The organism is Paracoccus sp. UBA5162, assembly GCF_002413585.1.
In the GTDB taxonomy this organism is placed as follows: Bacteria; Pseudomonadota; Alphaproteobacteria; order Rhodobacterales; family Rhodobacteraceae; genus Paracoccus.
The window spans coordinates 75,980-92,330 of record NZ_DHXG01000018.1 but is presented as its reverse complement, the minus strand read 5'-3'; the positions used below and the strand labels follow the sequence as shown (position 1 = coordinate 92,330).

Genomic DNA, 16,351 nt, shown 5'->3' with positions numbered 1-16,351 from the left:
CTAGGCTGCCTGGCGCCCGTAATAAAGCTGCACGACATGACGCGCCTCGGCGAAGAACAGCCAGCGCGACACGAAGGCGCCGGCCAGATGCAGTGCGAAAGCCAGCCCGAACAGGGCCGGATGCCTGCCGAACAGAAGGACGATCGCGGGCAGGACCGCGATCAGGCCGATGCCGATCAGCCTCAGCTTGGCAGCGTGGCGCCGGGCGACCTGAAAGCCGAATTCCCGAAGCAGGTAATTGCTGCCGCTGTGAGGGGATTCGAACAGGCGCACCCGGCCCGACAGCCCGGTGGCTGAATTCATGTCGTGGCCGCGTTTGGCGAAGCGGCCGTCGCCCGTCAGCCAGCAGACCGCCTGCAAGAGCCCCAGGGCCACCAGCAGCGGAATCGACAGCGCCCATGATCCGGACAGCAGCGCCCCGGCGGTCAGCGCGCAGGCGATGAAATAGGCCGGTGTCAGGGGCGAGTTCCAGCGCGGCACCGTCTTCATCTGCGCATAGATCATCGAGGTGACGAACACGGTCGCGACCGACATGGCCGCGCCGATGATGCCCAGCGGCAGCAGCACCCGGCCGAAGAAGATCGCGGCGATGGCGAAAAGCGCCATCACCAGCAATGTCGTGACCGCCGCCCAGCCTTCGCGCGACAGCCAGCTTGTGCGCCATTGGGTGAACGCCAGCAGGCCGCGCTGCGGATTGCCGAGGTGGAAGATGGACGAGATCAGCCCGCCCGCGGCCATCGCGAAGGCCAGCGCGAATTGCCAGAAGGCCGGCCAGCCTGTCGTGGCGAATCCAAGACCCAGAAAGGCCAGATAGCCGAAGCCCGCGCCCGACAGGACGGTAAAGATGATGACGGAAGGGGCCGGATGCATCAGATCTTCTCCAGCGCGCGGTCGAGCCAGGCGAAGAAGCCTGACGCATCGTGCGGTTGCCGGGCCGGCGCCGACGGGGCCGGCCCGCCATCCAGCCGGTCCCTGGGCCGCGGCGGCAGGTATTTGTTGACCGGTCTGGTTCCCTGTTCCGGCATCAGGTCGAAACCGCCGCGTTCGGCCACCAGCTGGCTGACGGCGCTGTCCGGATCGCCCAGATCGCCGAAATGGCGCGCTCCGGCCGGGCAGGTGCGCACGCAGGCGGGCACGCGGTCCACCTCTTCCAGGTTCTCGTTGTAGATGCGGTCCACGCAGAGCGTGCATTTCTTCATCACGCCCGCGGCCTGATCCATTTCCCGCGCGCCATAGGGGCAGGCCCAGGCGCACAGGCCGCAGCCGATGCAGGCATCCTCGTTGACCAGCACGATCCCGTCCTCGGCGCGCTTGTAGCTGGCGCCTGTCGGGCAGACGGTGACGCAGGGCGCGTCCTCGCAATGCAGGCAGGATTTGGGGAAATGGACGATCTGCGCGCAGCCGCCGCCCTCGGGCTCGATCTCGTAGCTGTGGACGCGGTTCAGGAAGGTGCCGACCGGATCGGCGCCATAGGCATCCATGTCCGACAGCGGCGCGCCGTAATTTTCGGTGTTCCAGCCCTTGCAGCTGATCACGCAGGCATGGCAGCCGACGCAGGTGTCGAGGTCGATGACAAGGCCCAGCTTGCGTTCGGTCCGTTCCGGCAGCGCGGTCATCTGCCCACCTTCCAGCGCAGGTTGCGCGGGCCCCGGCCGACGGGCGAGGCGATGGCCGCGAATCCGGGATCGGCCTCGTCCTGCGGCGGCACCTTCTCGATCTTCACGCGCAGGTCGAACCAGGCTGCCTGACCGGTGATCGGGTCGGAATTGGACCAGCGCATCCCGTCGCCTTTCGGCGGCAGCAATTCATGGATCAGGTGGTTCAAGAGAAAGCCTTTCGTTGCCTCGGGCGCGTCCTCGTCCAACGCCCATGCGCCCTTGCGTTTGCCGATGGCGTTCCAGGTCCAGATGGTGCTGCCGTTCAGCCCGGCATGAAGGGCGACCGGAACGGTGATGCTGCCATGGACCGAACTGAGCCGCGCCCAGTCGCCATCGGCGAAGCCGTGCGATTCCCAGACCCCGCGCGGCAGATACATCGGGTTCCGCCCGTGGATCTGGCGCAGCCAGGCATTCTGGCCACCCCACGAATGATACATCGCCATCGGTCGCTGGGTCAGGGCGTGGATCGGGTATTCGGCGGGATCGGCGTGATCGTCCTCGAACGGGGGATACCAGATCGGCAGCGGCTCCATCACCCGGCGCAGCCGGTCGCGCAGGTGGTCGGGGGGCTGGCGCTCGCCGTGGCCTTCGGCGGCGCGCTGGAACTTGCGCAGCGGCTCGACATAGAGGCTGAAGAGGTAGGGCTGCGGCGCGTCGTAAAGGCCCATGCCGACGGCCCAATCCTGGTAATCCATGTTCCACGGCTTGTAGAAATCGGCGCCCTCGGGGATATGCGAGACGAAGAAGCCGCCATTGTCGACATAGCGTTTCAACTGGTCGGGGTTCGGCGCCCCGCGTCCCACCTCGCGGCCATCGCCGCGAAAGCCCGCCAGCGGACCGATGCCCGGCTTGCGTTCGTGGTTGACGATGTAATCGGCATAATCGCGCCATTTCGGGCGGCCATCCTCGTGCACGAAGCCGGGCAGTTTCATCAGGTTCGCCAGCTGGATCAGCACGGTCTGAAAGCCGCGCACATCGCGGTCGGGTTCGACCACCGGCCAGCGGATCGCATCCGCGGCGGCGCCGGCCTCGGAGATCGGGCGATCCAGCAGGCTGATGCAGTCGTGGCGTTCCAGATAGGTCGTGTCGGGCAGGATCAGGTCGGCATAGGCCACCATCTCGGATGCGTAGGCGTCGGAATAGATGATGCGCGGGATGACGTAATCGCCGTTCTCGTCGGTATCGGTCAGCATCTTCATGACGCCGCCGGTATTCATCGACGAATTCCACGACATGTTCGCCATATACATGAACAGCGTGTCGATCCGGTAGGGATCGCCGGCATGGGCGTTCGAGATCACCATGTGCATCAGCCCATGCGCCGACATCGGGTTTTCCCAGGTGAAGGCCTTGTCGATCCGGGCCGGGCTGCCGTCCTCCTTCAGCGCCAGATCCTCGGGGCCGTGGACAAAGCCCAGATGCGGGCCGTCCAGCGGCGTGTCGGGCGTCACCTTGCAATGCGGTTTCGGATGGGCGGTCGCGGGTTTTGGATAGGGCGGCTTGAAGCGGAACCCGCCCGGCACCTCGACCGAACCCAGCAGGATCTGCAGCATGTGCAGCGCGCGGCAGGTCTGGAAGCCGTTGGAATGGGCCGAGATGCCGCGCATGGCGTGGAAGGCCACCGGGCGTCCGGTCATGGTGTCGTGCCGCTCGCCCCGGAAATCGGTCCAGGGACGGTCCAGCACGATCGCCTCGTCAAAGGCCACGCGCGCGATCTCGTCGGCGACGGCGCGGATGCGGGCGGCGGGGATGCCGCAGCGGTCGGCGACTGCCTCGGGGGCGTATTCGGGTTGCAGATAGCGTTCGGCCATCAGCTGCAACACCGTGCGATGGCCGGGATGGGCGGCATTCAGGTCGGGGCGCACGCCCCTGCCGTCGAAGGCGGCCAGCCCGCCGGTGGCGCGGTCGATCACCAGCGCCCTGCCGTCCTGATCGCGCAGGAACAGGCCGGTCTGCTCATCGACCAGCAGCGGCGCGTCGGTATAGCGCGCCAGATAATCCAGATCGATCCGGCCCGCCGCCATCAGGCAATGGACCAGCGCCAGGATCAGCAGCCCATCCGTGCCCGGCGTGATCCCCAGCCATTCGTCGGCCACCGCATTATAGCCCGACCGGATCGGATTGACGCCGATGATGCGCGCGCCGCGCGCCTTCAGCTTGCCGATGCCCATCTTGATCGGATTGCTGTCGTGATCCTCGGCCACGCCGAACAGCATGAACAGCTTCGCCCGGTCCCAGTCGGGCTGGCCGAATTCCCAGAACGCGCCGCCCATCGTATAGATGCCCGCCGCCGCCATGTTGACCGAACAGAATCCGCCATGGGCGGCATAATTCGGCGTACCGAAGGCCTGCGCCCAGAAGCTGGTGAAGCTTTGCGACTGGTCGCGGCCGGTGAAGAAGGCCAGTTTCGACGGATCGTTCTTGCGAATGGGCGTCAGCCAGTCCTTCGCCAGGCCCAGAGCCTCGTCCCAGGAAATCTCCTGAAACCGGCCCGAACCGCGCGGCCCGACCCGGCGCAGGGGCGCGCGCAGCCGGGATGGCGCATTGACCTGCATGATCCCGGCCGAACCCTTGGCGCACAGCACGCCCTTGTTCACGGGATGGTCGCGATTGCCCTCGATATAGGCGACGCGGCCGTCCTTCATGTGGACGTTGATGCCGCAGCGGCAGGCGCACATGTAGCAGGTGGTCTTGCGGATTTCGTCGGAAACCCTGGGCGAGGTGTCGATCCGGGGCTGGTTCATCATCGCTCCTTGGGCTTGGCCTGCGCGGGCTGGCGGCCGATCCGCGTCCGGACCGAGGGCCACAGCGACCACAGCACGAAGATCAGCGCCAGCGACAGGATCGTCGCGCTGATCGGACGTGTAAAGAAGACCGTGTAATCCTGACGGGAATTTGCAATCGAGGTGAGGAAATAGCGTTCCGCAAGCGGTCCCAGGATCACTCCCAGAACCAGCGGCGCCGAGGGAAAGCCCACCCGCTTCATCGCCCAGCCGATGACGCCGAAGACCAGGCAGACATAGACGTCGAAGATGTTGTTGCGCACCCCGTAGGCCCCGATCAGGCTGAGGATGACGATGAAACCGGCCAGGATCGCCGGCGGCGTCCGCATCAGGGTCGAGAACATCTGCGCCACGCCCACGCCCGCGCCGATCATCAGCACGTTGGCGATGATCATGGCGGCGAAGATCGTATAGACCATCGACGGATCCATGATGAACAGCAGCGGGCCGGGATTGACCCCTTGCAGCATCATCGCGGCCAGCATGATCGCGGTTGCCGCGCTGCCGGGAATGCCCAGCGTCAGCAGCGGCACCATCGCCGCCCCGGTGGTGGCGTTCTTGGCCGCCTCGGGCGCGGCCAGCCCGGCCTCGATCCCGGTGCCGAATTCCTTGCCGCGCGGATTGACCTGTTTCTCGACCCCGTATGCGATGACCGCGCCGGGTGTCGCCCCGGCGCCCGGAATGACGCCGATCATGCAGCCCAGGGCGGTGCCGCGCGCGATCGCGCCCTTGACGTTCCAGATGTCGCGAAAGCTGGCGCCGGCGACCTTTCCATCGGCCTTCCTGGGCCGCAGGTCGCGGTCGGTGGCGACCAGATCGACCACCTCGCCGATGGCGAAAAGCCCGATCATCACCACGACGAAGCGGATGCCGCTTTCGACCTCGGGGATGCCAAAGCTGAACCGCGCCTGGCCGTAAAGCGGATCGACGCCGACCGTGCCGATGGCCATGCCGCTGAGCAGCGAGATCATGGTGATGACCGGCTTGTCCTTGGCGATGGCGATGACGCTGACCAGCCCCAGCACGGTGGCGGCGAAGAATTCCGGCTGCGAGAACTTCATCGCGAATGTCGCGAAGGGCGCCGACAGGAAGGTCAGCAGCAGCGCGCTGACCAGCCCGCCCACGGCGGAGGCTGTGACAGCGATGGTCAGGGCACGCTTGACCTGCCCCTTCTTCGTCATCGCATAGCCGTCCCAGGTCGCGGGCAGCGAGGCCGGCGTGCCCGGCACGTTGATCATGATGGCCGAGATCGAGCCGCCGAAGACCCCGCCGACATAGATCCCGCCCAGAAACAGCATCGCGTGGGTCACATTCATCGCATAGGTGAAGGGCAGCGCCATCGCCATCGCGTTGACAAAGGAAATACCCGGCAGCGCGCCCGCGATCACGCCGACCAGCAGGCCCGCGACCACCGTCAGGAAGGCGGTGATCTGGAAGGCCGAGGCAAAGCCGGCCATCAGCAGGTCTATCGTCTGCATCGTCGCGCCCTCTCAGTAGATGCCCAGAAGTTGCAGCAGCCAGACGCTGAACCGGTCGAAGACGCCCGCGCCCCGGCTCAGCGGCATCAGCGCCAGACCCATGAACATCCACAACAGCGCCACCGTGCCGATGGTCGGCACCAGCAGCAGGACCGCCGGATGGCGCAGGCCGCCATACAGGCACCAGACCAGCAGAAATCCCGCGCAGGCCAGCGCGAAGCCCACGATCGGCAGCAGCCAGCCGAAGGCGATGACCAGAAGGATGCCGGTCAGCGCCTTTCCGTAATGATAGACATCCTCGTCATGCGGCGTGGCAAGGCTGGTCGAGACGCGGCCCCGGACCAGCAGCCAGACCTCGGAGAAAAGCCAGATCGCCGAACACAGCGCCAGCAGCGCCAGCACCGCGTTCGGCCATGCCGCCGGTCCAAGGCCGGGCACGTCCGGGCGCCGGTCGGAACTGAACATGAAGCCCGGCAGAGCCAGCGAAGCGGCCAGCAGCAGGGCGGGCACCGCGACCGGGATCAACCGTTTGGCGCGCCGCGCCCGCGGGGTCGGCGGCGCGGCGGCCTGTCGTGCCGCATCCTCGGTTCGCATGTTCGGGGCCATCGCCATCCTGCCGCCTCAGCTTGCCAGCTGGTCCGTGATCAGTTGCAGGAAATCGCGGATCATCGCCTGGGCCTCCTCGCCCGTGACCGGCTGGATGCAGCTGTAGGTTTCGGCACAGAAGGTCTGCCATTCCGCGCTGGCCACCGATTCCTCGACCGCCGATTGCAGCTTTTCGACGATGGCCGGATCGGTGCCGGCGCGCACCGCGACGGTGCGGAAATTGTCCAGCCCCGAGATGTCGTAGCCCAGTTCGACCGAGGTCGGAACGTCCGGAAAGGATGGGTGGCGTTCCTTGGAAAACACCACCAGCGGCTTCAGCTGCCCGGCCTTCAGGAATTGCGCGACATCGCCCGGTTCCTCGTACAGCACCGCCGTATGCCCGCCGATGGGCGAGGCATAGCGTTCGCCGGGCGCCTGGAACGGCACATTCTCCATCTGCACGCCGTCACGGGCCAGCAGCTTCAGCGTCACGTCGTCCTGCGTGCCATAGCCCGAGGTCGCCACCGTCAGTTCGCCCGGATTCTCCTTGGCATAGGCGAACAGATCCTCGGCCGTCTGGTAGGGGCTGGAGGCGGGGACGAACAGGAACGAGGGCGAGTTCTGGACCACGGCCAGAACCTGGAAATCCTCGGGCTTGCTGTCGCCCAGCCCGGATGCCCAGGACGCCACGGTCAGCGAGATCAGCGTCCCCATCGTATAGCCGTCGGCGGGATCGGTGCGCAGCCGCGTCAGCCCGGCATTGCCCGATGCCCCGGCGACGTTCGAGACCGGGATCGACACGCCCAGCGGCTTTTCCATCAGCCGCCCCATCTGCCGGCCCATCAGGTCGGCGCCGCCGCCGGGGCCGAAGGTCACGACCATCTCGATCGGGCGTTCGGGGTATTCCTGCGCGGCGGCCATTCCGGCCGATGCGATCAGCGCGGCGCTCCCGGCGCCGGTCAGGGCGGCTTTCAGCAAGGCGTTCAGGGTCATCTTCTTCTCCTCCCAGGGCAAATGTTGATCTTGTGGTTCCGTCCTCTCCTCCCAAAGCGGACGGGTTGCGGCGTCATCCGGTCATGTCCGCCAGCCGCAGGCGTTGAATCTTGCCGGACGGGCCCTTGGGCAGCTCGTCCATCAGGTGAATCACATCGGGCGACTTGAACCGGCCCAGCCGATCCTCGCAAAGCCGGGCCAGATCCGCGATCGTCAGCGCCGATCCCGGCCGCAGCGCCACCGCGGCCTCGACCCGTTCGCCGTAGCGGGCGCATTTGCGGGCGAAGGCGGCGGCCTCGATCACGTCGGGATGGGCGTAAAGCGCCTCGTCGATCTCGCGCGGGGCGATGTTCTCGCCGCCCTTGATGATCAGTTCCTTCAGCCGGCCGGTGACAAAGACATAGCCCTCCGCGTCGATCCGGCCCAGATCGCCGCTGCGCAGCCAGCCATCGGGCGTCAGCGCCGCCGCCGTGGCATCGGGATTGTCCAGATAGCCGCGCATCACGTTCGGGCCGCGCACGCAGATCTCGCCCTCGGTTCCGGGTGGCAGGGGCCGCAACCCGGCATCCATGATCGCCACCTCGTTGCCGATCGCCCGGCCGGGCGATCCGATCTTGCGCAATCCGGGCGGCAGCGGGTTCGACAGGATCTGGGCCGCGGTCTCGGTCAGGCCCATGGTCTCGACGATCGGGATGCCGAAACGCTGCTCGAACGCGCTCTGGACCTCGACCGCCAGCGCGGACGAGGCCGACCGGCCGAACCGGATTCGTGCCCGCGTGGCCGGATCCGGCGCCGCCTCGCCATGCAGCAGATGCGAGATGATGGTCGGCACGACCGAGAACCAGGTGGCGCGGTGTTCCTCGCACAGGGTCCAGAACCGGCCCGCCGAAAAGCGTTCGCAGACGATCGCCGCGCCGCCCGAGACCAGCGGCCCCATGATCGTCACGCACAGCCCGTTGATGTGATAGATCGGCAGCACGCACATCGCGCGGTCCCCGGGCGACAGACCATGCGCCGCGCAGGTGGTCCAGCCGCCCGCCAGCAGGCTGGCATGGCTGTGCAGCACGCCCTTGGGCCGCCCGGTCGTCCCCGACGTATACATCAGCAGCGCGTCGTCGCCGGACCCGTGCGGGTGCGGCGCGCCGGCAGCCCCGTCCCCTGGCCAGTCGAAGCCGTCCGCGCCCGCGGTCACGATCACCGGGCGGTCGGTCCGGGGCAGGGCGCGGTCCAGCAGATCGCGCTGCGACGCCGCCACCAGCACGATCGCCGCCCGCGAATGCGACAATGCATAGCCGATCGCCTCGGCCCCGGCGACCAGGTTGATCATCGTCGCGCGAAAGCCGCCATAAAGCGCGCCGAACAGGCCCAGCACGGCGTTGCGCCCATTGGGCATCATCAGCGCGACGCTGGCGCCTTTCGGGATCCCCATCGCGGCCAGGCGCCCGGCAATGTCGGCGGCGCCGTTACGCAGTTCCGACCAGTTCAGGGTGCCGCCATCTTCGGGAAAGACATGGCAGATCCGCTGTGCCTGGTTCTCGGCACGGGAATCCAGCCAGTCGCGGATCGTGCCTTCGGGCGGCCGGTCGGGATCGAATCTCATCGCCCGGCCTCGGCCCAGTAGCCGGCGAAGATCTCGTCCAGTTCCGGTTCGCGGGGCGGGATCGCGCGCACGACGCGCGTTGTCTGCGTGAAATGCCGCCAATGCAGATTGGCGTCGATGGAATTGCCGCCCCAGGATCCGCAGCCCATCGACAGCGAAAAGGGCAGCCCGTTGTCGAAGGCCCCGCCGGTGGCGAAACAATGCGCCTGATTGACGATGACCCGGCAGACCGGCAGGTCGCGGCCCATTGCGACGGGCCGGTCGGGATCGGCCGAATGCAGGCCGATGGAATGACCCGCGCCCTGATGGGTCAGGATCCGGCGGGCGATGCGGGTGGCATCCGCGAAATCGCGCGCGCGATACAGCGCGGCGACCCGGCTCAGCTTTTCGCCCGACAGGGGATGATCCGGGCCGATCCCGTCGGTCTCGACCGCCAGAAAGCGCGTGCCTTCGCGCACCCGGCCGGTCAGGCCCAGCTTCTCGACCGTGACATCGGCGTCGCGCGCGATGATCTCGCGGTTCAGATGTCCGTCGGGCCACAATCTTGCGACGATGCCGCCCGCCTCGGCGGCGGGAACGACCGCGCCGCCTTCGGCCGCCATCGCGGCGAGGAAATCGTCATAGATCGCGTCGACCACGATCAGCGCGTTCTCGGACGAACAGGAGGTCGCGTTGTCGAAGGTCTTCGATGCCGCGATCCTGGCGGCGGCGGCGGCCAGATCGGCGGTCTCGTCCACGATCACGGCGACATTGCCCGCGCCGACCCCGATGGCGGGGGTGCCGCTTTCATAGGCGCGACGCACGTTGTCCTGGCTGCCGGTGACGATGGCCAGATCGCAGGTTTCCAGCAGCCGCTGCGTCTTGGCCTTGCTGCCCGGCGCGGGCAGCATCTGGACCAGCGCCTTGTCCTCGCCGATCTTGTCGAATTCGGCATGGATGTAATCCAGCAGCATCTCGCAGCAGGCCACACCCTTGGGCGAGGGCGACAGGATGATCGCATTGCCGCATTTCAGCGCGTTGACGATGTTGTTGGCCGGCGTCGCCGCCGGGTTGGTCGAGGGCACGACCGCGCCGATCACGCCGATGGGGCGGGCGATTTCGGTAATGCCGGTGGCCGGATCATCCGCGATGATGCCGAAGGTCCGAACGTCCCGGATGTCGCGCATCAGGCCCAGCGTCTTGCGGTGGTTCTTGGTGATCTTGTCGGCGACATTGCCAAGGCCGGTCGTCCTGACGGCCAGTTCCGCCAGCAGGCGGTTCCGCCCCGGCTCCATGATCGCCCAGGCGGCGGCCTGCGCGGCGCGGTCATAGCGCGACTGGCTGCCCTGAGCCTCGTATCCGGCCTGCGCGGCGCGGGCGCGGGTCATCACCCCGTCGACCGAAAGAATGTCATCGGCGATGTTCATCTGCCTCATCCCCCCTTCGCGCGGCCGTCAAACCCGGCCCGCGCGGATCCGCCAATCAGCCATTGTCGGATCGCAAGCTCCACGATAGGACATGAAAATAGTCTTGCAAATGTTTTCATGAAAATGCTGCCTGTCGCCGGGGAACGATGAAAAAGCAAAGGGATAAGGCTGATATTGTTTCCGTGGCCAGGCTTGCGGGCGTGTCGGCGGCCACGGTGTCGCGGGCGCTGAACCATCCCCAGCTGGTCCACCCCGCGACGCGCAAGAAGATCGATCTGGCGATCCGGAAATCGGGCTATATCCGCAACCGTGCGGCGCAGACGATCCATGGCCGGCGCAGCGCGACGATCGGGCTGGTGGTGCCGACCATCGCCGATGTCATCTTCTCGGAACTGATCCAGGCTTTCAACGATGCGGTCAGCGCGCGCGGCTTTACCCTGCTGCTGGCCGCGCATGGCTATGATCTGGCCAACGAATATGCGCTGGTGCGCAAGCTGCTGGAACACCGGGTCGATGCGCTGGCGCTGATCGGGCTGGACCACGGCGCCGACACCTATCGCGTCCTGCGCGAACAGGGGCTGCCGGTTCTGGCGGTCTGGAACTACGATCCCGCCTCGATGATCTCGTGCCTGGGCGTGGACAATGCCGAGGCCGGGCGGATCGCGGCGGATCATCTGCTGATGCTGGGCCACCGCCGGATCGCTGCGATCTTTCCCGATACGGGCGAGAATGACCGCGCCCGCCTGCGCCGCGCGGCGGCGATGGCGGCGCTGCAGGCGGCCTCGATCCACACGCCCGAAGGCTGGCGCGTCCGCACCCCCTACAGCACCGCGCAGGCCAAGCGCGCCTGCCTGGATTTGCTGGCGGCGGCTGACCGCCCGACGGCGCTGCTTTGCGGCAACGACGTGATCGCCCAGGGCGCGCTCTATGCCGCGCTGAAGCTGGGCCTGTCGGTGCCGCGCGATCTGTCGATCATCGGCATCGGCGATTTCGTGGGCTCGGCCGAGCTGGAGCCGGCGCTGACCACGATCCGCATCCCGGCGCGCCGGATCGGCGCGGCCGCCGCCGAACATCTGGCCGATTCCGTGGACAGCGAGGCCGGTCAGCCGCTGGCCCGCACCCGGTTCGACTGCGAACTGATCATGCGCGCCACGACCGCGCCGCCGCCTGCCTGAGGCGGCATCCCCCGGGCACCGCGCAAAGGCCGGTTCCCGCGCATCGTGCCAATCGGGCGATGGACGGCGCAGGCGGGCGCGGATATGGCGGGACCATGCTTGGACGTTACGCCCCCCATGTCGCGGCGACGCTGTCGCTGGGCCTGCCGCTGATCGGCAGCCATCTGGCGCGCATGGCCATCGGCGTCAGCGACACGCTGATGGTCGGCTGGCATGGCGTCGAATCGCTGGCGGCGCTGGTCATCGCCACCTCGTTCGTGCAGGTGCTGTTCTTTCTCGGCATGGGTTTCGGCACCGCCGTCATGGGCCTGATGGCCACCGCCATCGCCCGCGGCGACGAAACCCAGGTCCGCCGCGTCACCCGCATGGCGCTGTGGCTGTCCCTGGGCTTCGGCCTGCTGGTCATGCCCTCGATGTGGTTCTCGCGCCCCGTCCTGCTGGGGCTGGGCCAGACGCCTGTGGTGTCGCAACTGGCGCAGGACTACCTGCGCATCGCGGGCTGGGGGCTGATCGCCAACCTCGTCGCGCTGACGCTGAATTCCTATCTTGCCGCGCTGGAACGGACGCAGGTCGTGATGTGGGTCACGCTGGCCGGGCTGCCGCTGAACATCGCGCTGAACTGGGTCTTCATCTTCGGCAATCTCGGGGCGCCGGAACTGGGCGTCCGGGGCGCCGCCATCGCCAGCCTCGCGGTCCAGATCACCGCGGCGGTGATCCTGGCGCTGTATGCCGGCTGGCTGCCGGTCGCGCGCAAATACGAACTTTTCACCCGCTTCTGGCGGTCCGACTGGCAGGCGCTGTGCCGGGTCTTCCGGCTGGGCCTGCCGATCGGCGTCACCCTGCTGGCCGAAGGGGCGCTGTTCGTGGCCTCGAACGTGATGATGGGCTGGATCGGCACGCCGCAACTGGCCGCCCACGGCATTGCGCTGCAACTGACCGCGATCACCTTCATGGCGCATCTGGGGCTGTCGAACGCGGCGACGATCCGGGTCGGGCAGGCCAAGGGGCGCGACGATCGTCGGGGAATGCACGACGCCGCCATGGCGGTGACCGGGCTGGCGATCCTGTTCGCAATCCTTTTCATCGCCATCTATCTGGGTTTCGCGGCGCCGCTGGTGCGGGTCTTTCTGGACCCCGCCGATCCGCAGGCGCCGATGATCGTGTCGCTGGGCGTGACGCTGGTCATGTATGCCGCCCTGTTCCAGTTGACCGACGCGCTGCAGGTTGTCGCGGTGGGCTTTCTGCGCGGCGTCCACGACACCCGCGTCCCGATGTGGATCGCGGCCTTCAGCTATTGGGCCGTGGGGATGCCGGTCGCCTGGGGCCTTGCCTTTCCGCTGGGTTTCGGGCCGGTCGGGCTGTGGCTGGGCCTCTGCGCGGGGCTGTCGCTGGCGGCGGTCCTGCTGATGGGGCGGTTCTGGTCGGGCTGGGCGCGGGGGGACTGGACCGCCCCCGAGACGGCGCGCTAACCTGCCGCCCAGTCCCAACCCAAGAGGTCCCCATGCGCCCCGTCTTCGTCCAGTTCCGCTGCGAGCCCGGCCGCACCTACGAGGTTGCCGAGGCGATCTATGACCGCGAGATCGTCAGCGAACTTTATTCGACCTCGGGCGATTACGACCTGCTGGCCAAGATCTATATCCCCGAGGACGAGGATGTCGGCCGCTTCCTGTCGGACAGGCTGTTCGACATCCCCCATATCAGCCGCACCCTGACCACGATGACCTTCCGCGCCTTCTGAGCGGCGGGCCGATTTTCGTGATATGATCCCTCTGCCTGCAGGCGGCGGAGGGGGCATGGACGAGATTGCGATCAGCGAACCCGCATCGCCGCGCGAACCGGTGACGGGCGATCCGCGGGGCCGGGCCTCGCGGCAGGCATTGCTGCTGGTTCTGGGTGTGCTCTACGGAAATGGCGAATACGATGCGCTGCTGGCCGATCTGGGGGCCGAACGCGACCTCTTCGATCTGCCCGATCCGCGGCCCGGCGGCGCCTTCCGCCTGGCCGACGAAATGCCGCGCCTTGTCGAACGCCATGCCATGCTGCCGCCGTTCGATCCCTTCGCCCCGCGCGACGAGGCCGCGATCGCGGCGCAGGCCGCGGCGCGGCAGGCCGTGATGGACGAGATGACCGCAACGCTCTACGACAGCGCGGATCGGCGTGTCGCGCTGGATTTGCTGCTTCTGGCTCTTGGTCATCCGGGCGCAAGCGAACGGGCCGCGGCCGCGATCTCGCTGCTGGACATGGTCAGCGATCCTGCTCTGCCCATCGCGACGCTGGCCGAGGTGGTCGAAGAGGACGCCGACCCGCTGGCGGTGCGGATGGCACGCACGGCGCTGGCAAGGCTGGGCAGGCTGCCGGCGCCCGCCGGTCAGGGGCGGTCCGCGACGCCGCCCTCCGCGCCCGCCGCTGCGGCCCCGGACGCGCTGATCGTCCATGGCACCCATTTCGCCCGCGTGGGCACGCCGCACAGCGATTGGTGGCAGCCTTCGGGGCTGTTCCACGATTATATCCTCCGGAACCATTGCCCCGGTCTCTACGCGGCGCCCGATTTCTTTTCCTGGTCGGGCGGCTGGAGCGATCATGCCCGCCATGCCGGGGCCCGACACCTGTCGGCATGGATCCTGGCCCGTGGCCTGAGCCGGCCGGACATTCTTGCCCACAGTCATGGCGGCAGCGTGGCGATGCATGGCTCAAGCCTGGGCCTGCACCTCAACCGGCTGGTGCTGATGAGCTGTCCGGTCCATCGGGGCCATTACGCGCCCGATCCGTCCCGGATCGCCGCCGTCACCTCGTATCAGATCCACATGGATTTCGTCGTGCTGGCCGATCGCGGAGCGTTCCGGTTTCGCCTGCCGCATGTCCACGACCGCTATCTGGGCCGATGGTTCTGGTCGCATGGCGACAGCCACGACCCGGCGCTGTGGCAGGCCGAGGGGCTGAGCCTGTGACCCGGCGGCGGCGCCACGCCGCCCCGATCCTGTCCGAACCGATCATGCGACACGCGACCGCAGCGACAGCCTGCCACGCGGCCGGCCCTTGGGATTGCCGGCCCGAAAGGTTAGAGTCGGTGCGAACGCAAAAGGAACGCGCCCATGGATATCGGTGTCGTCGAGCTGTCGCGGCTGCAATTCGCCATGACCGCCCTTTACCACTTTCTGTTCGTGCCGCTGACCCTGGGTCTGTCGATCCTGGTCGCCATCATGGAGACGGTCTATGTCATGACCAACCGTCCCATCTGGCGGCAGATGACCAAGTTCTGGGGTTTGCTGTTCGGCATCAACTTCGCCATGGGCGTGGCGACGGGCGTCGTGATGGAATTCCAGTTCGGCATGAACTGGTCCTATTACTCGCAATATGTCGGCGATGTCTTCGGCGCTCCGCTGGCGATCGAGGGTCTGATGGCCTTCTTCATGGAGGCGACCTTTGTCGGCCTGTGGTTCTTCGGCTGGGACCGGCTCAGCAAGGTCGGCCACCTCGTCGTGGGCTGGCTGGTGGCCATCGGGTCGAATTTCTCGGCGCTGTGGATCCTGATCGCCAATGGCTGGATGCAGAATCCGGTCGGCGCGGAATTCAACCCGATCACGATGCGGATGGAACTGACCAGCTTCTTCGAGGTGATGTTCAACAGCGTCGCGCAGGCCAAATTCGTCCACACCGTCAGCGCGGGCTACGTCACCGCCGCGATCTTCGTCCTGGGCGTGTCCAGCTGGTACATGCTCCGGGGGCGGCACCTGGCGCTGGCGCGGCGCTCCATCGCCGTCGCCGCCAGCTTCGGGCTGGCCTCGGCGCTGTCGGTCGTCGTGCTGGGCGACGAATCCGGCTATGATGCCGGGCTGAACCAGAAGATGAAGCTGGCCGCCATCGAAGCCATGTGGGAGACCGATCCCGCCCCCGCCCCCTTCACCCTCCTGGGCATTCCCGATCAGCAGGCGCGCGAAACCAAGTGGGCGGTCCGGATTCCCTATGTCATGGGCCTGATCGGCACCCGTTCGCTGACCCGGGAAATTCCCGGCATCGAGGAACTGGTCCAGGAGGCCGAACAGCGCGTCCGTTCGGGCCTGATCGCCTATGACGCGCTGATGACGATCCAGCAGGACCGTGAAAACACCGATCCCGGGGTAAACGCGGTGTTCCAGCGCCATTCCGACGATCTGGGCTATGCCCTGCTGCTGCGGCGCTATCTGGACGATCCGCGTCAGGCGACCGAGGCGCAGATCGCGCAGGCGGCGGCCGACACGGTGCCGCGCGTCTGGCCGATCTTCTGGTCCTTCCGCATCATGGTCGGGCTGGGCCTGCTGTTCATCGCCGCCACGGGCTATTTCTTCATCATCTCCTCGTTCCGGCGCGGGCGCTATCCGAAATGGGCGCTGCGCGGTGCGGTGATGATGATCCCGCTGCCCTGGGTGGCGGCGGAACTGGGCTGGATCGTGGCCGAATATGGCCGCCAGCCCTGGACCGTGGACGGCATCCTGCCCACCGCCCTGTCGGTCAGCGCCCTGTCCGCGACCGAGGTGCTGCTGACCATCGCGGGCTTTGCCGCCTTCTACACCCTGCTTTTCGTGATCGAGGTCAGGCTGCTGCTGAAATACATCCGCCTCGGGCCGCAGGAGGACGTGCAGATCACCGATGACTGGCGCGCAAGCCATCGCGCCCGCCTGAAACCAGCCGAGTGA

The 16,351-nt window shown here is 67.3% G+C and carries 13 protein-coding genes; 5 read left to right on the top strand and 8 right to left on the bottom strand.

Going from position 1 to position 16,351, the window contains the following annotated elements:
• From B4A72_RS02485 to sauS, 8 genes are all read right to left on the bottom strand, one after another.
• Nucleotides 1-870 carry a dimethyl sulfoxide reductase anchor subunit family protein gene (locus B4A72_RS02485; protein WP_292951656.1) on the bottom strand — a complete coding sequence of 290 codons (870 nt, stop codon included), beginning with the start codon at nucleotides 868-870 and terminating at the stop codon, nucleotides 1-3.
• Nucleotides 870-1,616 (bottom strand): 4Fe-4S dicluster domain-containing protein, encoded by a 747-nt coding sequence (locus B4A72_RS02480; RefSeq protein WP_292978048.1) that lies wholly within the window; start codon nucleotides 1,614-1,616, stop codon nucleotides 870-872. Before B4A72_RS02480 ends, B4A72_RS02485 begins: the two co-directional genes overlap by 1 nt.
• Nucleotides 1,613-4,405, bottom strand: a complete 2,793-nt coding sequence (locus B4A72_RS02475; RefSeq protein ID WP_292978047.1) for a molybdopterin oxidoreductase family protein — start codon at nucleotides 4,403-4,405, stop codon at nucleotides 1,613-1,615. Before B4A72_RS02475 ends, B4A72_RS02480 begins: the two co-directional genes overlap by 4 nt.
• Nucleotides 4,402-5,919, bottom strand: a complete 1,518-nt coding sequence (locus B4A72_RS02470) for a tripartite tricarboxylate transporter permease (protein ID WP_292951665.1) — start codon at nucleotides 5,917-5,919, stop codon at nucleotides 4,402-4,404. Before B4A72_RS02470 ends, B4A72_RS02475 begins: the two co-directional genes overlap by 4 nt.
• A gap of 12 nt (nucleotides 5,920-5,931) precedes the next feature.
• Nucleotides 5,932-6,531 carry a tripartite tricarboxylate transporter TctB family protein gene (locus B4A72_RS02465; RefSeq protein ID WP_292951668.1) on the bottom strand — a complete coding sequence of 200 codons (600 nt, stop codon included), beginning with the start codon at nucleotides 6,529-6,531 and terminating at the stop codon, nucleotides 5,932-5,934.
• Nucleotides 6,532-6,540: 9 nt separating this feature from the next.
• Nucleotides 6,541-7,497 (bottom strand): Bug family tripartite tricarboxylate transporter substrate binding protein, encoded by a 957-nt coding sequence (locus B4A72_RS02460; protein WP_292951671.1) that lies wholly within the window; start codon nucleotides 7,495-7,497, stop codon nucleotides 6,541-6,543.
• Nucleotides 7,498-7,570: 73 nt separating this feature from the next.
• A complete protein-coding gene (locus B4A72_RS02455; protein WP_292978046.1) occupies nucleotides 7,571-9,097 on the bottom strand; it encodes an AMP-binding protein in 1,527 nt (508 codons plus the stop codon).
• Nucleotides 9,094-10,503, bottom strand: coding sequence for an acylating sulfoacetaldehyde dehydrogenase (gene sauS, locus B4A72_RS02450; protein ID WP_292951677.1), 1,410 nt, complete (start codon nucleotides 10,501-10,503; stop codon nucleotides 9,094-9,096). Before sauS ends, B4A72_RS02455 begins: the two co-directional genes overlap by 4 nt.
• Nucleotides 10,504-10,649: 146 nt before the next feature.
• Here sauS and B4A72_RS02445 point away from each other — a divergent pair, with 146 nt between their 5' ends.
• The 5 genes from B4A72_RS02445 (at nucleotide 10,650) to B4A72_RS02425 (ending at nucleotide 16,351) form a co-directional block, all read left to right on the top strand.
• Nucleotides 10,650-11,678, top strand: coding sequence for a LacI family DNA-binding transcriptional regulator (locus B4A72_RS02445; protein WP_292978045.1), 1,029 nt, complete (start codon nucleotides 10,650-10,652; stop codon nucleotides 11,676-11,678).
• A 95-nt stretch (nucleotides 11,679-11,773) separates the two neighbouring features.
• Nucleotides 11,774-13,147, top strand: a complete 1,374-nt coding sequence (locus tag B4A72_RS02440; protein WP_292951683.1) for an MATE family efflux transporter — start codon at nucleotides 11,774-11,776, stop codon at nucleotides 13,145-13,147.
• Between the two features lie 32 nt (nucleotides 13,148-13,179).
• Nucleotides 13,180-13,416 (top strand): Lrp/AsnC ligand binding domain-containing protein, encoded by a 237-nt coding sequence (locus B4A72_RS02435; RefSeq protein WP_292951686.1) that lies wholly within the window; start codon nucleotides 13,180-13,182, stop codon nucleotides 13,414-13,416.
• Nucleotides 13,417-13,471: 55 nt separating this feature from the next.
• The gene (locus tag B4A72_RS02430) at nucleotides 13,472-14,626 is read left to right on the top strand and encodes a hypothetical protein (RefSeq protein ID WP_292951689.1); all 1,155 of its coding nucleotides are present in this window, start codon (nucleotides 13,472-13,474) and stop codon (nucleotides 14,624-14,626) included.
• A 144-nt stretch (nucleotides 14,627-14,770) separates the two neighbouring features.
• Nucleotides 14,771-16,351, top strand: a complete 1,581-nt coding sequence (locus B4A72_RS02425; RefSeq protein ID WP_292951692.1) for a cytochrome ubiquinol oxidase subunit I — start codon at nucleotides 14,771-14,773, stop codon at nucleotides 16,349-16,351.